The sequence below is a fragment of the Bacteroides sp. An279 genome (genome assembly GCF_002159615.1).
Lineage (GTDB): Bacteria > Bacteroidota > Bacteroidia > Bacteroidales > Bacteroidaceae > Phocaeicola > Phocaeicola intestinalis.
Genome location: NZ_NFJA01000001.1, coordinates 118,089 through 135,850 on the forward strand (window position 1 = coordinate 118,089; position 17,762 = coordinate 135,850).

The 17,762-nt window shown below is 45.0% G+C and carries 10 protein-coding genes; 8 read left to right on the forward strand and 2 right to left on the reverse strand.

Features of this window, described 5'->3' with window-relative positions:
• Nucleotides 1-19: 19 nt before the first annotated feature.
• The 6 genes from B5F78_RS00535 (at nucleotide 20) to B5F78_RS00555 (ending at nucleotide 13,456) form a co-directional block, all read left to right on the forward strand.
• Entirely contained in the window at nucleotides 20-3,052 is a 3,033-nt protein-coding gene (locus tag B5F78_RS00535) for a SusC/RagA family TonB-linked outer membrane protein (protein WP_087405662.1), read from the forward strand.
• A gap of 12 nt (nucleotides 3,053-3,064) precedes the next feature.
• A complete protein-coding gene (locus B5F78_RS00540) occupies nucleotides 3,065-4,714 on the forward strand; it encodes a RagB/SusD family nutrient uptake outer membrane protein (RefSeq protein WP_087405663.1) in 1,650 nt (549 codons plus the stop codon).
• A gap of 275 nt (nucleotides 4,715-4,989) precedes the next feature.
• Complete coding sequence (locus B5F78_RS00545) at nucleotides 4,990-6,612, forward strand: glycoside hydrolase (RefSeq protein WP_087405664.1); 1,623 nt, start codon at nucleotides 4,990-4,992, stop codon at nucleotides 6,610-6,612.
• Between the two features lie 40 nt (nucleotides 6,613-6,652).
• A complete protein-coding gene (locus B5F78_RS16710) occupies nucleotides 6,653-6,940 on the forward strand; it encodes a hypothetical protein (RefSeq protein ID WP_140399963.1) in 288 nt (95 codons plus the stop codon).
• Nucleotides 6,855-9,275 carry a sugar-binding domain-containing protein gene (locus B5F78_RS00550; RefSeq protein ID WP_087405665.1) on the forward strand — a complete coding sequence of 807 codons (2,421 nt, stop codon included), beginning with the start codon at nucleotides 6,855-6,857 and terminating at the stop codon, nucleotides 9,273-9,275. Before B5F78_RS16710 ends, B5F78_RS00550 begins: the two co-directional genes overlap by 86 nt.
• A 104-nt stretch (nucleotides 9,276-9,379) precedes the next feature.
• Nucleotides 9,380-13,456, forward strand: coding sequence for a hybrid sensor histidine kinase/response regulator transcription factor (locus tag B5F78_RS00555; protein WP_087405666.1), 4,077 nt, complete (start codon nucleotides 9,380-9,382; stop codon nucleotides 13,454-13,456).
• A 45-nt stretch (nucleotides 13,457-13,501) separates the two neighbouring features.
• Here B5F78_RS00555 and amrS read toward each other — a convergent pair whose 3' ends face one another.
• Both amrS and amrB read right to left on the reverse strand, forming a co-directional pair.
• Nucleotides 13,502-14,506, reverse strand: a complete 1,005-nt coding sequence (gene amrS / locus B5F78_RS00560; RefSeq protein WP_087405672.1) for an AmmeMemoRadiSam system radical SAM enzyme — start codon at nucleotides 14,504-14,506, stop codon at nucleotides 13,502-13,504.
• Between the two features lie 22 nt (nucleotides 14,507-14,528).
• The gene (gene amrB, locus B5F78_RS00565; protein WP_239473482.1) at nucleotides 14,529-15,980 is read right to left on the reverse strand and encodes an AmmeMemoRadiSam system protein B; all 1,452 of its coding nucleotides are present in this window, start codon (nucleotides 15,978-15,980) and stop codon (nucleotides 14,529-14,531) included.
• 342 nt (nucleotides 15,981-16,322) lie between these two features.
• Here amrB and B5F78_RS00570 point away from each other — a divergent pair, with 342 nt between their 5' ends.
• Nucleotides 16,323-16,760, forward strand: coding sequence for an Hsp20/alpha crystallin family protein (locus B5F78_RS00570; RefSeq protein WP_087405667.1), 438 nt, complete (start codon nucleotides 16,323-16,325; stop codon nucleotides 16,758-16,760).
• 423 nt (nucleotides 16,761-17,183) lie between these two features.
• Complete coding sequence (locus B5F78_RS00575) at nucleotides 17,184-17,651, forward strand: GNAT family N-acetyltransferase (RefSeq protein ID WP_204430162.1); 468 nt, start codon at nucleotides 17,184-17,186, stop codon at nucleotides 17,649-17,651.
• Nucleotides 17,652-17,762 lie beyond the last annotated feature (111 nt).

Genomic DNA, 17,762 nt, shown 5'->3' on the forward strand with positions numbered 1-17,762 from the left:
TAACCAAACAATTTCTAATATGAGAAAACAACTATTGATTGCATGTCTGTTGCTGCTATCCGTATGCGGTTTTGCACAACAGATTACGGTGAAAGGTATTGTGACCTCAGCAGCAGACCAATTGGGACTGATTGGAGCCACGGTACAGATTAAAGGTACGACTACAGGTACCATTACAGGATTGGACGGTGACTATATGTTAGACAATGTTCCTTCGGACGCTGTATTGGTATTCTCCTCTATTGGTTACGAAACCCAAGAAATACCGGTTAACGGAAAAACTACCATTAACTTGGTAATGAAAGAAGCAACTGAATTATTGGATGAAGTTGTAGTCATTGGTTATGGTGCTGTAAAGAAAAGCGATTTAACCAGTTCTATTTCTACTGTAAAAGGCGAAGAAATCACCGAGACCGTTACAGGTAACGCCATGGATGCCTTACAAGGTAAAGTAAACGGTGTACAGGTAGCCAGCGGTGGTGGACCGGGTACAACTCCGAAAGTATTGATTCGTGGTGTAACCACCGTTAATGGTTCCGACCCGCTCTACGTAGTAGATGGTATGCCGATTAGCGGAAATATCAATTTCTTGAACAGCAACGATATTGAATCGATGCAAGTATTGAAAGATGCTTCTGCAGCCGCTATTTACGGTACACGTGGTTCTAACGGTGTCATCTTGATTACTACTAAGAAAGGAAAATCCGGACAAACCCGTGTAAACTTTACAGCGTCTGTCGGTTTTCAAACTATTTCTAAACCGAAAGTAGCAGATGCTGCTGAATATAAAGAAGTATTCTTGCAAGCCAATGCTAATATTGACCGAGACCCAATGTGGAATGATACAGGTGCAACAACCAATCCGGGCGGAACAGACTGGTGGGATACCGTAGTCAACAAGACTGCCTTAACACAAAATTACGCCCTCAGCATATCAGGCGGTAACGATAAGTTAGTCTATAACTTGAGTTTGGGATACTATCGTACCAACTCTCAATTTGATGTCGGCTACTGGGACAAACTAAATGCCCGTTTAAATACCGAATATACCTTTAATAAATATGTAAAGGTAGGATTCGATGTTGCCCCGCGTGTAGAATCATGGGATGACACTTCGGTACAGTTTTCGTCTGCTATGTCAATGGACCCGACAACGCCCGTATTCCGTCCCGAATCGGAATGGGAAGACAATGAGTTCAACAACTACGAACGTTCGTACAACAACCAAACTTGGAATCCTGCAGGTTCGATTGCACGACAAAATGCACATTCACGCGAAATGGGTGCAATCTTGAATACCTATTTGCAAATTAACCCGATAGAAAAGCTGTCGCTGCGTACACAGTTTGGTGCCAACGCACATTTCCGCCGTTCAGACACTTTCACCCCGCAATTCTTCATAAATGCATTGGAGCAACAGACATTAAGCCGTGCTGAACGCGACATGACAGAATGGCTGGACTGGAACTGGACAAATACAGCTACATATATTGATACATTTGCAGAAAAACACAACCTGAATGTTATGGCAGGTTTCACGGCTGAACGTTTTGCTGAATATACTTCTGTCGCAAGACGCGATGACACTCCAAGTAATATGGACGTAATGCAAGAAGTACATGCCGGTACTGAAGCGACTGCATGGGCAGACGGAAATACAAAATATAACACATTGGTCTCTTTCTTGGGACGTGTGATGTATAACTACGACAATCGTTACTACATCTCTGCATCAATCCGTGCCGATGGTTCTTCCCGCTTCCCCAAAGGTAATAAATATGCGATTTTCCCCTCTGTATCTGCATCATGGCGTATCACCAGCGAAGAGTTCATGCAAGATCAGGAAATCTTCAGCGATTTGAAACTCCGTGGGGGTTGGGGACGTGTAGGTAATCAAAATATCAATAATGATGCAACCTTAACTCTGTTAGAACAAACATATTACATGTATGGCGAGACTTTAACCAACGGATATTTCATTTCAAGTGTCGGAAACAATAACCTGAAATGGGAAACCGTGGAAGATTGGAACGTAGGCGTAGATATGTCATTGTTGCAATCCCGTTTAGGGGTTACTTTCGAATACTTCCAGAAGAAGTCAATGGATATGTTGTACCAGAAACAAAATATCCACGCTATCGGTTACCCTAGCTGGAACAATACAGTATGGATGAATATTGGCAGCATGAAAGCGACCGGTTGGGAATTAGGCTTGAGTTGGCGCGACCAAATCGGTAAGGACTTCTCGTATGACATTGGTATCAACTTATCAGCAGTACGCAACAAAGCCATCAAGTTCTCAGGCGACGGACCGATTTATACCGGAGGATTTAACAGCGACCAAATTATCAGCAACGTAGACGGTGGATTAATCTCTCGTTTCTATGGATACGTAGCAGACGGTATTTTCCAAAATCAGGAAGAAATCAATGCCCATGCCGATGAACACGGAACACTTATTCAGCCGAATGCAAAACCGGGTGACATCCGTTTTAAAGACTTGAACCATGACGGTATATTAGATGCAAACGATAAAACCTTTATCGGTAATCCCTATCCCGATTTGATGATGGGTATTAACATCGGCTTACGTTACAAAAATATCGACTTTACAGCCAACTTCTATGGAACCTTCGGCAACGATATCTTCAACAAGACAAAAGGCATGTATTCTGGTATAAACGGACAGAATGTTTGGGCAGGCACTTTAGAAAAAGCATGGCACGGAGAAGGAACCAGCAATGACATTCCTCGCTTGACATACAACGATGTAAGTCAAAACTACGAACGTGTATCCAGTTTCTATGTAGAAGACGGTTCGTATATGCGTTGTAAACTGATGCAAATCGGTTATACCTTACCGAAAAAATGGGTAGGTGATACAGACTTGCGTATCTCGTTCTCTGCACAGAATCCATTTACGATTACCGGTTATTCGGGTATGGACCCTGAACGTCCGGCATTGGATGGTAGTGTAATCGAAACAGGTATTGACAATACGGCTTACCCAAGCCCGCGTACCTTCTTGTTCGGTATTGATTTTAAATTTTAATCATTAGACATTATGAAACATTTACTTACTATATTAACCTTAGTTGTTACGCTGCTTTTCACCTCATGTGAAGACTTCTTGACCGAAGAAATACGCGGACAACAAAACTTGGAAACCTACTTCACTGATATAGAAGATTGTGAAGCGTATATCGTCGGATGTTATCAAGACATCACCTGTGGCGGTTGGTGGAACATCAACACCGTTTGGTTACTCTCTGAAATGTGTAGCGATGATGCATGGATGGGGAATACCACCCAAAGTCAAAGCGATTATGTCTCATTAGCGCACTACCAAGGTAGCGGTGCCAGCAACGGTCCTATTTCTAACTTTTGGCAATACCGTTACAAAGCTATCCTTCGCTGTAATACAGCTATCGAATATATCAGTCAAATGGATTTAGTGAATAAAGAAAGACAAAATCAGTTAGTTGCCGAGGCTCGTTTCTTACGTGGGTATTTTTACTTTGAATTAGTAAGAAACTTTGGCGGAGTACCTTTAATAACCACTTTTGCTAATCCGGAAGATGTACAGGGTATTACCCGCGCTTCAACTGAAGAAGTTTATGCATTTGTAGAAAAAGATTTGTTAGCTGCTGCGGAAATATTGCCAGAACGTAGTGAATCAGAAGTTGGACGCGCTACTCGTGGCGCCGCTCTAGGTTTGTTAGGAAAAGTGTATTTATATCAAGAAAAATGGCAGGAAGCACATGATGTGTTAAAAACCGTTATTGACAGTAAGCAATATAAATTGATGGAAAACTTCGGAGATGTATGGAGCATTGATAAGAACAACAACGAAGAAAGTCTGTTCGAAGTACAATATGCCTACCATGAAACACTTGCTTTAGGCGGTGCGTTAACCGTAGTTACTGGAGCACGTAACGGTCCCGGTGACGGATGGAGTTGGTGCCAACCTACAGCAAATTTGGAACAAGCCTATATTGATGCAGGCGATACAGAACGTTTGAAATGGACAATCATCAAGACAGGTTGTACAGAAATCGCTGGTGAAGATAATTTTGATGTGTTCGTACAGAATAGTAAAGAAATGGCTAATTACGACAAATACATCGAACAATACGGTTGGGACGAAAACTGTTACATCATTGACCCGGCACAACATAAGTCAGCACGTATTATCCGTAAATATTTTGTTCCATACAACAAACGACCGGCAGTATATAATATCGACAAAATTCCTTTGGATCACCGCATCTTGCGTTATGCCGATGTTTTGTTGATGTACGCTGAAGCTTGCAATGAATTAGGACAAGATAGTGAAGCACAAAATGCTTTGAATGAAGTCCGTAATCGTGTTCATTTACCAGAGGTTACAGCTACGGGACATCAACTTCGTGATGCTATCCGTCTAGAACGCCGTTTGGAACTTGCATTTGAACAAAACCGTTTGTATGATATCCGCCGCTGGAAAGACGATAGCGGTCAACCAGTTATCGCCAGCATTTTGGGTCCGAACGGAACTTTTGTACAATGGAATATGAATGAAGCTACCCGTGACCGTTACGAGTGGGAAAACCAAGGTGAAAATAGCAATAAAGGTATTACATTTGATGTAAACCGTGACCTTGTATTCCCAATTCCATTGTATGAAATAACTATGTCAAACGGTTCAATCACACAAAATCCTGGATGGAATTGATTTTATAAATATCAATTAGTGTAGGGCGGAATCTCTTCCCTACACTAATTAAAGATATCTATATTCATTTTCAATAGGTAATAAATATTATTTCAAATCATACATCGGACATAGAAGTATACGGAGAATAAAAAGACTTCATGCTGCTGATTCCGATAAATAAAGTTAAAGTATAGACCTAATTTATACAGAAACTAATCTCTAACATTATATTATACGCCGCGGGTAGTCCTGCCGATTATCCGCGGCATTTTATTTTAATAAAAAAACGTATCATGAAACTCAAACAACTTCTCTTTTCAATCCTCTTATTCAATTTTTCTGCGTGCAGCGATGCCGAAACCACTCCGCCCCAAGAAGAGGAAGGAGGACAAGACACTCCAACGGCAAGCGTTACGAAAACAGTGACCATTGATGCCGGACAAACCTTTCAAACCATAAAAGGCTTTGCCGCATCCGACTGCTGGGCTCCTGCATTCGTAGGCAAATATTGGACGAACAACCGGAATGAAATTGCCGAACTGCTCTTCTCTTCTGAAATTGCCGACGGACAGCCCAAAGGCATCGGACTCTCGATGTGGCGCGTCAATATGGGAGGCGGAAGCATGGAACAAGGAGACGACAGCGGCATTTCAAATGTTTCACGCCGTGCCGAATCATACCTGAATGATGACTTGACTTTAGACTGGACCCGTTGCGAAGGACAACGCTATTTCATGGAACAGGCAAAAGAATTGGGTTGCGACCAATTTGTATTGTTCAGCAATACTCCGCCCGTGCAACATACGAAAAACGGCAAGGGATTCTCATCGGAAGGAAACAAATCGAACCTGAAAGAAGACTGCTACGACGACTTTGCCAACTACATGGCAGACGTAGCCGCACATTATCAAAGCGAAGGATACAACATCACGCATATCTCCCCCATCAATGAACCGCAATTCAGTTGGAACGACGGCGGACAGGAAGGAAGTCCATGGACAAACGATGAAGCCGCACGCCTGATACGTGAATTGGATAAAGCACTGACGGAGCACAGCCTTTCCACCGACATCTTACCCGGAGAAGCAGCCGAATGGACCTATCTTTATACAATCAAAGACGACGAGAACCGCAGCAAAGTATTGGAAGCTTTCTACGAACCAAGCTCATCGGCTTACATCGGCGACCTGAGCCACGTAAAGAAATTAATCGGCGGACACAGTTATTGGACTGACGGTACTTGGGACGGTATGCGCAATACCCGCCAACGCATGGCACAAGCGGCAGCCCAATACGGACTGGAAGTATGGCAAACCGAATGGAGTATGCTGGGAGACAACTACAGTTCTACTGAATTTGGAAGTTACGACACTGCTACAACCATGGATATCGCCCTCTATATGTCGCGTGTCATTCACAACGACTTGACTGTAGCTGGAGTGACTTCATGGAGTTATTGGACTTCAATGGATATCTCGCAATGGGGACAAAAAGACCGTTTCCTGCTTATCTCATTGGTGCCGAACGGCTGGACCGGTGACGGAGGTGATACGGGACTATTGCGCAATGGAGGAAGTTACGAAGCCATGCCTACCCTTTGGGTATTGGGCAACTATAGCCGCTTCATCCGTCCGGGATACCGCCGCATTGCCATGGAACTAAGCGAATCTATGAACTTCTTCGGTTCGGCATGGATATCGCCCGAAGCTGATGAGATAGTAGCCGTCTATACCAATTATTCTGACAAAGGTGTCCGGCTGAACGAAACCCGGGAAGGCTGGAACGGCGATGTAGCTTCCATTACCACTTACACTACCACACAAGACAAGAACCTGAAAGAAAAAAACTACGCAACAGATGAAAAAGTAATATTGGATGCGGAAAGTGTAACCACTGTGGTATATACATTGAAATAAAGTTTGTACCTTTAAGAAGCTGTTTTGAATTTATCGTGTGATGATTTGGGATGAGTTTTTGAGGCATTTTCGCTTCTGTGATGAAGAAGATAGCGGGCTATCTGACGAAGAACAGGAGCGAAAAGGACCAAAAAATCGCCCAAAGCACACACGAAAACGGATACATCAAGACAAGAAAAACTTTTTGGAGAAATTCAAAACAGCTTCTAAACCTATTATTATATATAACAAAAATCCAAACGATGAGAAACAAACTTACTTATACCCTGTTATGCCTGTTGGTATGCCTGATATGCATTCCGGCAAAGGCGCAAGTATCTTTCGGTAAAGCCGAAAACTTTAATGAAGGCTGGCTGTTCAACTTGAAAGACGATTCACTCAGCCTGCAAACCGATTACGATGACAGCAAGTGGCGCAAACTTGACCTGCCGCACGACTGGTCGATAGAAGGACAAGCCTCTCCGACTCTTGCCAGCTGCACAGGCTATCTGCCTGGAGGTATCGGCTGGTACCGGAAGCATTTCCAGATAACCGATGATGCTCCGCGGCATTACATCTACTTCGAAGGAGCATACAACCGGAGCGAAGTCTATCTGAACGGACACCTGCTGGGAAAACGCCCGAACGGATACATTTCATTTATGTATGATATGACTCCTTATTTAAAGGAAGGAGAAAACGTATTGGCCGTACGCATCGACCACAGCCGTTACGCCGACTCGCGCTGGTACACAGGCTCGGGCATTTACCGCGATGTATGGATGATTGCTGCTCCCGAAACCCATTTTGCACAATGGGGTGTAGGATGGCAAGCGACTTCCCTTACCGACAAGCGTGCGGTTATAGCCGTAAATATGAAAGTGGAGAAGCACAGCGATGTCAGTGGAAAACTGGAGGTAAAAGCGATGCTTTATGATGCAGAAGGGAAACTGGTAGCCCAACAACAGGCAAAAATAAAAGACGTGAAAAAAGGCATCTCCATACAAAATGTCAACCTGAAACTATCAAAACCGCACCGTTGGAACCTGGACGCACCTTATCTCTACACGCTAAAGACCGGACTTTATCAAAACGGAACGAAAATAGATGAAAGTGAAACCCGTGTCGGACTGCGGACCCTGCAATTCGACCCCAACAAAGGATTTGCCCTGAACGGCGAATGGATGAAAGTAAAAGGTGTCTGCCTGCATCATGATGCCGGCGTACTGGGAGCCGTAGTGCCGGAAGAAGTATGGAAACGCCGCCTGCAAAACCTGAAAGCCATCGGCGTTAACGCCATCCGCATGAGCCACAACCCACAAGCACCTGTACTCTACGACTTGTGCGACGAAATGGGATTCCTTGTCATGGATGAAGCTTCGGATGAATGGGAATTTCCGAAACGCAAATGGGTGCAAGGCTGGAATGTAGGCGAACCCAGCTTTGACGGTTCCTTTGATTTCTTTGAAGAATGGATTGAACGTGACGTAACCGATATGGTGCGCCGCGACCGCAACCATCCTTGCATCTTCTTATGGAGTATCGGCAACGAAGTGGACTACCCGAACGACCCCTATTCACACCCGATTCTTGACGGGACTACCATTAACCAACCGATGTTCGGCGGCTACAAGCCCGATGCCCCCGATGCCATGCGTATCGGTAAGATAGCCAAACGCCTGGCTGCCTGCGTACGTAAGATAGATACATCACGTCCTGTCACCGGAGCTTTGGCAGGAGTAGTCATGTCCAATCAAACGGAATATCCGGAGGCTGTAGACGTAGTAGGATACAACTATACAGAAAACCGTTACGACGAAGACCATGCCACCTATCCCGACCGTATCATCTACGGCAGCGAAACAGGCGTAGGCTTTGACGCTTGGCTTGCCGTGCGCGACAAAGATTTTATCTTCGGACAATTTATCTGGACAGGAACCGATTACTTGGGTGAAGCCGGACGCTGGCCTTCACGCGGCTTATATACCGGATTGCTGGATTTCGGCAGTTTCCCGAAACCGCGCGGACACTTCCGCGCTTCCTTGTGGTGCGAACACCCGGTGACCTATATCGGCACCTATCCGATAAAGGAAGGACAAGACTGGCTTTCACAAGATGCATGGGATATCTGGAATTATGAGCCGGGACAACTGATTCGTGTGGTATGCTACACCAACGCCCCGCAAGCCCGCCTGTTACTGGACGGGAAAGAAATAGGCAAGATGAAACCCTATGATGACAAGAGCGGCATTATCTATTGGGACATTCCGTATCAGGCAGGCGAACTGAAAGTGGAAGGCTGTGACACGAACGGGAATGTTCTTTCCAACTATTCCATCACTTCATCGGGACGTCCGTATGCCATCCGGGCAAGCGCAGACTGTGATACCCTTTCATCCGGCAAAACCATCGCACACATCACGGTGGAAGTGGTAGACGAGAAAGGTACGGTAGTGAAACTGGGAGACAACAACATCACCTGCCACATCGAAGGTCCCGCAAAATTGTTGGGACTGGAAAACTCGGACAACAGCGACATGGGCGACTATACCGACAACCGCCAACGGGTGTACCACGGACGTCTGCTTGCCTACATCCAGACAACAGGCGAAAAAGGTGAAATCCGTGTCAAGTTTACATCTCCATTATTGAAAGGTACAGAAGTAACCTTGAAAGCCGAATAACTTTTTCAGTTGACAGGGTTTTTGAAGAGTAAGGAAACATCCGCTTTATCTATTCAAAGACCTTGTCAACTGCAACCTTGCCAACTGAAAAAACATACAACCACATGAAACATTTCCTATTTATCATCTGTTTGCTGAACGCTTTCAATTGTTGGTCGCAAACCTACACCATCAAACGTCTGGGAATGGAAAAAGGATTGTCCAACAATTTTGTCATCGATATTGCGGAAGACAAGAATGGTTACCTTTGGTTTGCTACGGAAGAAGGACTGAATAAACTGGAAGGAACCACTTTCACTACATATTACAAGACAGAAAACAACGAACAAGGGATAACAGGAAATGAACTGAACTGTCTGTTAGACGATCCGGAAGAAAACATACTGTGGATAGGCACCCAACGGGCAGGCTTGAATGCATTCGATTACAAGGATGATACGTTTACCATTTACCGGCACGATAGCAACAACCCGAACAGCCTTGCTACCGATGACGTGACAGGCATCTATCCGGCAAAAGACGGAAACTTATGGATAACCACTTACTGGAAAGGCATTGATTATTTGGACAAAAAAACAGGCACATTTACTCATTACAATCGGACAACTGTACCCCAATTGCCAGGTAACCATATTTGGACTGCTACAGAAGACGGCAAAGGCAATTTATATATCGGACACAGATATGAAGGTATGAGTATCCTCTCACTCAAGACCAAACAGGTGGAAAATTTCAGACATGATGAAAACGATCCTACCTCCCTGCCCGGCAACGAAGTGAAATGTATTTATCAAGACCAAAGCGGAGATATCTGGGTAGGCACAGATAAAGGATTGGCACTGTTTAATCCCGAAGAAAAAAATTTTTTGAATTTCGGTACGTCAGGCAGCCTGCTTTCATACAATATTTTTGATATCTGCCAACTGAACGACAAACAACTCTGGATAGCTACTGAATTCGGAGGCATAGCCATTATTGACTTGTCACAACGCTTCTTTTCATCACCAGAAGACCTCAGTTATCGCCACATCCGTGAAGGTAACGATGAGTACAGCCTTAGCAACTCAAGCGTACGCAGTATCTTTCAGGACTCTAATAACAACATTTGGGTAGGACTTTGGGGCGGAGGTGTCAACTTCCTCAACAATGACGCTACATTATTCAATACTTATTGCTATTCGCAAGACATGCCTGGAAGCAACCTGAATGCCCGCATAGCCAGTGCCGTATGTATAGACCAACACAATCGGTTATGGATAGGAACCGACGGAGGAGGAATCAACGTACTGGAGAATGGACGACGTACCGCCACTTATACGGTTCACAATGGAAATCTTAGTGGAAATTCCATACAGACAGCTCTTTGTGATTCGGAAGGCAATCTGTGGTTCGGACTTTTCCGCAAAGGCATCATGTATTTCGATAGCCAGAAACAGTCATTCCGCCAACTGTTTCCACAAGAACTGAGCACAACAGATGTACGTTCCTTTTTCGAAGACAGAAACGGACTGATGTGGATAAGCAGCAGTAACGGAATATATCAGATAGACCGGACTTCCAAAAAGATTGTCAAGCACATAGACATCCCCGAAAATTTAGTAAGAGATGTCATCAAAGATACCCAAGGACGTATTTGGGTAGGAACTTTTGGAGGAGGTCTCTTCCTTTATTCACAAGACTTAAAACTGATACACACTTTCGATACATACGCAGGCTTTCCATCCAATACCGTCAACGACATATATGAAGACACCCGACGTAACGTATGGATAGCCACAGGTGACGGCCTGGTATGTTTTCCCCCGAAAAGCCTGGATTATCAAGAATACCAACGCACCGAAGGACTTGACAACACCCACATCCGAGCCATAACCGAAGACCATGCCGGCAACATCTGGTTCAGCACCAATAAAGGCATCTCCTGTTTCAAACAGGAAGAAAAACAATTCTATAACTACAATCACAAAGACAATATTCCCCTTGCCAGTTTCACTACCGGAAGTGTATGCAAAGACAACAAAGGAAACCTGTATTTTGGCTCTACCAACGGACTTTGTTATTTCGCTCCCGAACAAGTGTTGTCTCCCAAAGAAGCTCCCAAGGCTTTCTTCATGAAAATAACCGTCCTGACTCCGTTTCCTTTGGCCGAAAGCAATGGGCAAACCTATCCTCTCGCCAATTGTGACCATATCGAACTGGAACATAAACAAAACAACTTTAAAATTGCTTTCAGTGTGCCTGACTATGCGCTGGAAGGACAAGTCGAATATGCCTATATGCTGAAAGGGCTCAGCGATTCATGGTATATATCCGATATGAATAACATTACATTCAGAGACGTTCCTTACGGCAAGTATGAACTGATGGTCAAGACCCGTATCCGCAATCAAAAATGGTCGGATAAGACAACGAATTTATCCATCAACATCGAACCGCCTTTCTGGCTGTCATGGATAGCCAAACTGGCATATGTCGTTATCGGACTTACCCTGCTATTTATCCTTTTGGAAACTTACAAACGACGACTTAATCTGGAATACCTGTACGAATCAGAAAAATGGAACCACGAGCAAGAACAGCATCTCAATGACGAAAGACTGCGCTTTTTCACCAATATTACTCATGAATTGCGTACACCGCTTACGCTTATTATCGGTCCGCTGGAAGACATGATGGGAAGCCATACACTGACCCGTAAGGACAGACACCGCATCGCTGTCATCCATCAAAGTGCTATCAGACTACTGGAGTTAGTCAACCAAATACTGGAATTCCGCAAGACTGAAACACAAAATAAAAAACTGTGTGTGTGCCGCGAAAACATTGCCGCACTGGTGTACGAAATAGGACTCAAATACAAAGAACTGAACAAAAATTCACAAATAAAGATACAAATCCATACCGATGCCGAAGAAATGATTCTGTATTTCGACAAAGAAGCCATGACCATTATCCTCGACAACCTTATCAGCAATGCACTGAAATATACCGAAAAAGGACAAATTACAATAAGTGCACACTGGACGGACAAACAAAACGTACGCTATCTGGAACTGAGTGTACAAGACACCGGATACGGCATAAGCCCCGAAGCGTTGCAACACATTTTCGACCGCTATTACCAGGAGGGAAGCATACATCAAGCTTCTGGGACGGGCATCGGACTGGCATTAGTGAAAAATCTCGTTGCTTTGCATGAAGGAAGCATCGAAGCCCATAGCAAGCTCAATGAAGGAACCACCTTTGTCGTACGGATTGTGGCAACCAACAATTATCCTTCGGCACTTCACCGCGACCTTACCACAGAAGAGAAAGAAACTGCAGCTCCCCAAGCTTTGCCTGTCCAAGAATCGCAAGAAACAGCAGACAGCATGCGCCCCGTCATCCTAATCGTAGAAGACAACAAAGATATCCTCGACTACATGGTCGATTCGTTTACCGACCTTTACGAGGTAAAAACAGCCACCAACGGAAAAGAAGGTGTAGAAGCAGCTATAGAATATATTCCCGACATTATTGTAAGCGACATCATGATGCCCGTCATGGACGGAACCGCATTATGTAAAGCGCTGAAAAAGGATATACGTACCAGCCACATCCCCATCATCCTGCTTACAGCTAAAGATACACTTGCTGACAAAGAGGAAGGTTATCTGTCGGGAGCCGATTCATACTTGACCAAACCGTTCAGTGCCAGCCTGCTCCACAGCCGCATCAATAACCTATTGGCTCAACGCAGGCGATTATCTGAACGCTATATTACAGCTTCAAGTCCGATTTCCCCAGAAAAAGACATCGAAGAGAAACATAGCATCCTGACTGATTCATTGAATAAGCTCGACAAAGAATTTCTCGACAATCTGACTCATGTAATTACTGAAAACCTCTCATCGACAGAAACAATCGATATCAGTTTTCTATCCAGTCACCTCTGCATGAGCAACTCTACACTATATCGCAAAGTAAAGGCGTTGACCGGAATGTCTACCAATGAATTTATCCGGAAAATAAAGATGCAGCTTGCTGAAAAACTGCTGCTCGAAGGGAAATACAGCATTTCAGAAATAGCCTTTAAAGTAGGCATCAACAGTACCGTTTACTTCCGCCAGTGCTTCAAGGAAGAATATGGAATGCTGCCTTCCGAATACTTGAAAAAAGTAAAAAGCGGACAAAACGAATGACGTACACGCTGCAGACCGTAAAGATAACGCTCATGAACTGCTCCCTCAACTCCACTGCCCCGGAATACTGGTTCCGCAAAACGGGCATACGCCGACAAAACCTGCTTGTGAGACACAATACCCTTCACGTCTCACAAGCCGTTTGCCACATCTCGGACAATAAGTATTCCCCACATCTGGCAAAGAAGTATTACCGATATAGACAAAACGCAGCCCTTCCTCTTCTGCTATCTGCTTTGCAGCAAGCAACGTTTCCAACGGAGTAGGCTCAAGCTGCTGCAAACGATAACGAGGGAAAAAGCGGCTGATGTGCAAAGGAGAGTCCGCAAAGCCGTTCGTCACCAGCCAGCGGCACATCGCACGGAAATCCTGTTCGTTATCATTGACAGTGGGGATAAGCAGGTGTGTTATCTCTATCCACACGCCGGCATCACGCATTGCCAATAAGGTGTCCAATATCGGCTGGAGCCGGACACGGCTCACCTTCCGGTAAACCTCGTCTGAAAATGATTTCAAATCGATGTTTACGGCATCGATAAAAGGCAGAAGGTCGCGTAAAGGCGCTTCATTCACATAGCCAGCCGTTACCAGCACGTTCTTCAGTCCGGCCTCTTGGCAAGCCGAAGCACAATCGCGCACATATTCCAGATACGTAAGCGGCTCGGTATAGGTATATGCCACCGCCCTGCATCCGTACTTCTTAGCCAGGCGTACACAATCTTCGGGAAGCAAGGTCTGAGAAGGGATTTCCATCGGAGAGACCTGCGATACAGACCAGTTCTGGCAATTCAGGCACGAAAGGTTACACCCCGCCGAAGCGATAGAGAAACAAGTCGCTCCCGGCAAGAAATGAAACAAGGGTTTCTTTTCCATCGGGTCGGCGTGCATTGCGCATATACGTGCGTATGCCAACGAATATAGGTGCCCTCCCCGATTCATACGGCTCCGGCACCTCCCGCACTTAGCTTCATCTATCTTGCATCGGTGCGGGCAGAGCACACATACCACCGTCCCGTCGGGATTCGAAATATAATAAGCCGCTTCTTTCATCCGCATCGTTTTATTTTCCTTTTTATTCGCCGAATACAATCGCCTCGTACACATACAGGTCGGCATCCTTCCAGCCGTTCCAAGCCAGACCTGCCTTATCGCGTGCGCAATGCCCCAAGAATTCTTCTTTCGTCCATCCCGTTTCCCCTGCCACCTGAGGAAGGAACGTACCCCGATGCTCTCCTTTTATGATATAGATGCCATGCCGCCCCAACTGGAACTCATCGATGGATTGAATCTTCCGCAAAGGGGAAAGCACCGAAATCTCGATATCAATGTCTTTCATCTCGCTTTCTTCTACGGGATAGAAGCGCGGGTCTTCGAATGCGGCGGCACGTGCCATCGAAGAAACTGTCTGATACAACGGTTTATACCCTACCAGATTCCCGATACATCCCCGCAACTTTCCTCCTTTATGAAGGGTCACGAACGCACCGCAATGTTGTTGCAACACAAGACTCATTTTCGTAGAATCGTAGGGCAAATCCGTCCGTCGGGCAAGTGCATAGTCAATGCTTTTACGGGCGATTTGCAAAAGTTGCGCCTTCTCATCCTCTGCCAGCACAAATGCACCTGTTTCTTCCTTCTTTACTATCGAAAAAGCATGATAGCCCACCACCCTGTCTTTATCTCCATAAACGGCATCGCCCGAATTGCAATAAGCCAAATGGCTGACTTGCAAATCCTTGCGTCCCTCCATTAATGAAAGGAGTACGGCGATAGGGCTTTGCCCGCACGCACTGGTCAACAATTGGGGCACACCCTCGCGGGCATTCATCTCCAACGCATCCAGAAACTTCCGGAGCGAACCGCTCTCAATCGCTTCTCCCGTGGCTTTATCTACCCGGTTGGCATCCTCGTACGAAGGATAATGCGAGAAGTCACTACTGATAACGAACAGATTATCCGAAGTAAAATAAGGCTGCAATGCCTGGGCGATTCTTCTTAACTTTGCCAAGTCTTGCGTACCTATGATAATCGGTACGATGGGAGGGACATCGCGCAAATGTACTTGCAAGAGGGGCAATTGAACTTCCAGACAATGTTCACGGACGTGCGCCTCAGGCACATAGGTAAAGACTGTATCGGCACGCAGCAATGCATCGCATGCCTCCTTGTCTACTTGCACTTCACCCAAAGGTGTGGCATAACTACCGAAAGCACCGTTCACCGAAGCGCCATCGAATGCAGCCCGATGGCTGGGTCCGAGCAAGAATATCCGCTTATAGGCAGCATCCGCAGGGATTGCCTTTATGGCTTTGGATGCAATCGCACCCGAATAAACATAACCGGCATGCGGAACAATCACCGCTTGCACTTCCTTATCCGGCTCTACCGAAGAAGCATCGGACATGAACGATACTATCATCTTTCTCAACGTATCCGCCTTTGCCGGATAAAAAGCACCGGCAACCGCCGGCATACGGACACGCTTTTCACCCGAAGAACAGGCGTTTCCAATACTATGTATCATAATCAATAGGATTAAAACAAACTTTCCTTTCGTATGCATGGCATCTCTCTTTATGCCGATAAATATAGCATAAAACCGGCACTCTATCAAGTCCGACTGACTTTTTTTCTTCTTTCCTGCCAAATAGGCAATCCCTTATGACAAACTTCTTCCTTCCGGCTCTCCGAAAGTTTAAAAGCAAAGGCATTTTGTTTAAAATAGTTTTCGCAAGTTTAAAAAACAAGCCATGCCGTCTGGCGGCACAGAGTTTGCACATCTGTAAGTGAACTTCGGAAGCCGAAAGGCAGAGGGAGTTCAAAAAGAATTGATAAACAAAGAACTTAAAAATAGGAGATTAAGATTATGACACCGAGCAGAAGAAATTACAATCAAGAATGGTTACCGAGCATTTTCAATGACTTTTTCGATAACGATTGGATGGTAAAGGCCAACGCAACGGCACCTGCTATCAATGTGATAGAAAGTGACAAAGATTATAAGGTTGAAGTTGCGGCTCCGGGTATGACGAAAGAGGATTTCAACATCCACTTGAGTGAAGACAACGAATTGGTCATCTCGATGGAAAAGAAAACCGAAAACAAGGAAGAGGACAAGGAAAACAAGAAGTACTTGCGCCGTGAGTTTTCTTACACGAAATTCCAGCAGGCATTGGTTCTTCCGGACGATGTGGAAAAGGATAAAATCAACGCCAACGTCAACAACGGTGTATTGACCATCGAGTTGCCGAAACGCACGCCTGAAGAAAAAGCCAGAATCAACAAAGTGATTGAAATTCATTAATAGTAACCAGTAGGCGGAAGCCGGAAACATCACACAATTAGATGTTTCCGGCTTTTTTTATTTTACCCCTACATGGGCCATTTGCGGAATTCATGCGAATCAGGAGTTAGCGGTATTTATTTTGTGCATTTTGTATATGCCACGTAGTAGAGACGATGTGCACATCGTCTCTGCACATCGTCTCTGCACATCGTCTCTACAGAAGCGGCGCAAAAAGGTATTGGCATCTTACTCCCAGCTCGCACCAGCGGGCGATAACTACCTATAACTCCCTTTTAACTCCTGATTGGCATAATTCAATCTTTTATAGCGAAACAATATTGATTTGCGAAAAATAATGTATGCAAATATTCGCTTTTTATTTCGGATTGACTATATTTGTCGAAGACGGACATACAACCGACATCCTTGTAGACAAGTGTAATGAATATGGAAATAACAGAAATAAAAACCGACAAGAAACAATACCTCGAACTTCTGCTGCTGGCAGACGAACAAGAATCGATGATTGACCGCTACCTGGAAAGAGGTACAATGCATGTCATGCACCACGGAACAGATACCATAGGCATTGCCGTTGTAACAGACGAAGGAAACAAGGTATGCGAACTGAAAAACCTGGCTATTGCACCCTCTTTCCAACGGCATGGTTACGGACGGGAAATGATAAGCTATCTGTGCCGGCTCTACAGCAAGCAGTTTACAACAATGATGGTAGGAACCGGAAACAGCATACAAACGGTCTCGTTTTACAAAAGCTGTGGTTTCACCTATTCGCATACGGTACCGGACTTCTTCACGCTCCACTATGACCATCCCATCATAGAAGACGGAAAAGTACTTACAGACATGATTTATTTCAAAAAAAATCTGGATTTTCCCTCATCTTGAGATTTTAGAAGCTGTTTTGAATTTCTCCAAAAAGTTTTTCTTGGCTTGATGTATCCGTTTTCGTGTGTGCTTTGGGCGATTTTTTGGTCCTTTTCGCTCCTGTTCTTCGTC

What these genes read in the sequence shown, in the direction of transcription:
- B5F78_RS00535 (WP_087405662.1), top strand. Translation starts at nt 20, where the DNA reads ATGAGAAAACAACTATTGATTGCATGTCTGTTGCTGCTATCCGTATGC.
- B5F78_RS00540 (WP_087405663.1), top strand. Translation starts at nt 3,065, where the DNA reads ATGAAACATTTACTTACTATATTAACCTTAGTTGTTACGCTGCTTTTC.
- B5F78_RS00545 (WP_087405664.1), top strand. Translation starts at nt 4,990, where the DNA reads ATGAAACTCAAACAACTTCTCTTTTCAATCCTCTTATTCAATTTTTCT.
- B5F78_RS16710 (WP_140399963.1), top strand. Translation starts at nt 6,653, where the DNA reads ATGATTTGGGATGAGTTTTTGAGGCATTTTCGCTTCTGTGATGAAGAA.
- B5F78_RS00550 (WP_087405665.1), top strand. Translation starts at nt 6,855, where the DNA reads ATGAGAAACAAACTTACTTATACCCTGTTATGCCTGTTGGTATGCCTG.
- B5F78_RS00555 (WP_087405666.1), top strand. Translation starts at nt 9,380, where the DNA reads ATGAAACATTTCCTATTTATCATCTGTTTGCTGAACGCTTTCAATTGT.
- amrS (WP_087405672.1), bottom strand. Translation starts at nt 14,506, where the DNA reads ATGAAAGAAGCGGCTTATTATATTTCGAATCCCGACGGGACGGTGGTA.
- amrB (WP_239473482.1), bottom strand. Translation starts at nt 15,980, where the DNA reads ATGATACATAGTATTGGAAACGCCTGTTCTTCGGGTGAAAAGCGTGTC.
- B5F78_RS00570 (WP_087405667.1), top strand. Translation starts at nt 16,323, where the DNA reads ATGACACCGAGCAGAAGAAATTACAATCAAGAATGGTTACCGAGCATT.
- B5F78_RS00575 (WP_204430162.1), top strand. Translation starts at nt 17,184, where the DNA reads ATGAATATGGAAATAACAGAAATAAAAACCGACAAGAAACAATACCTC.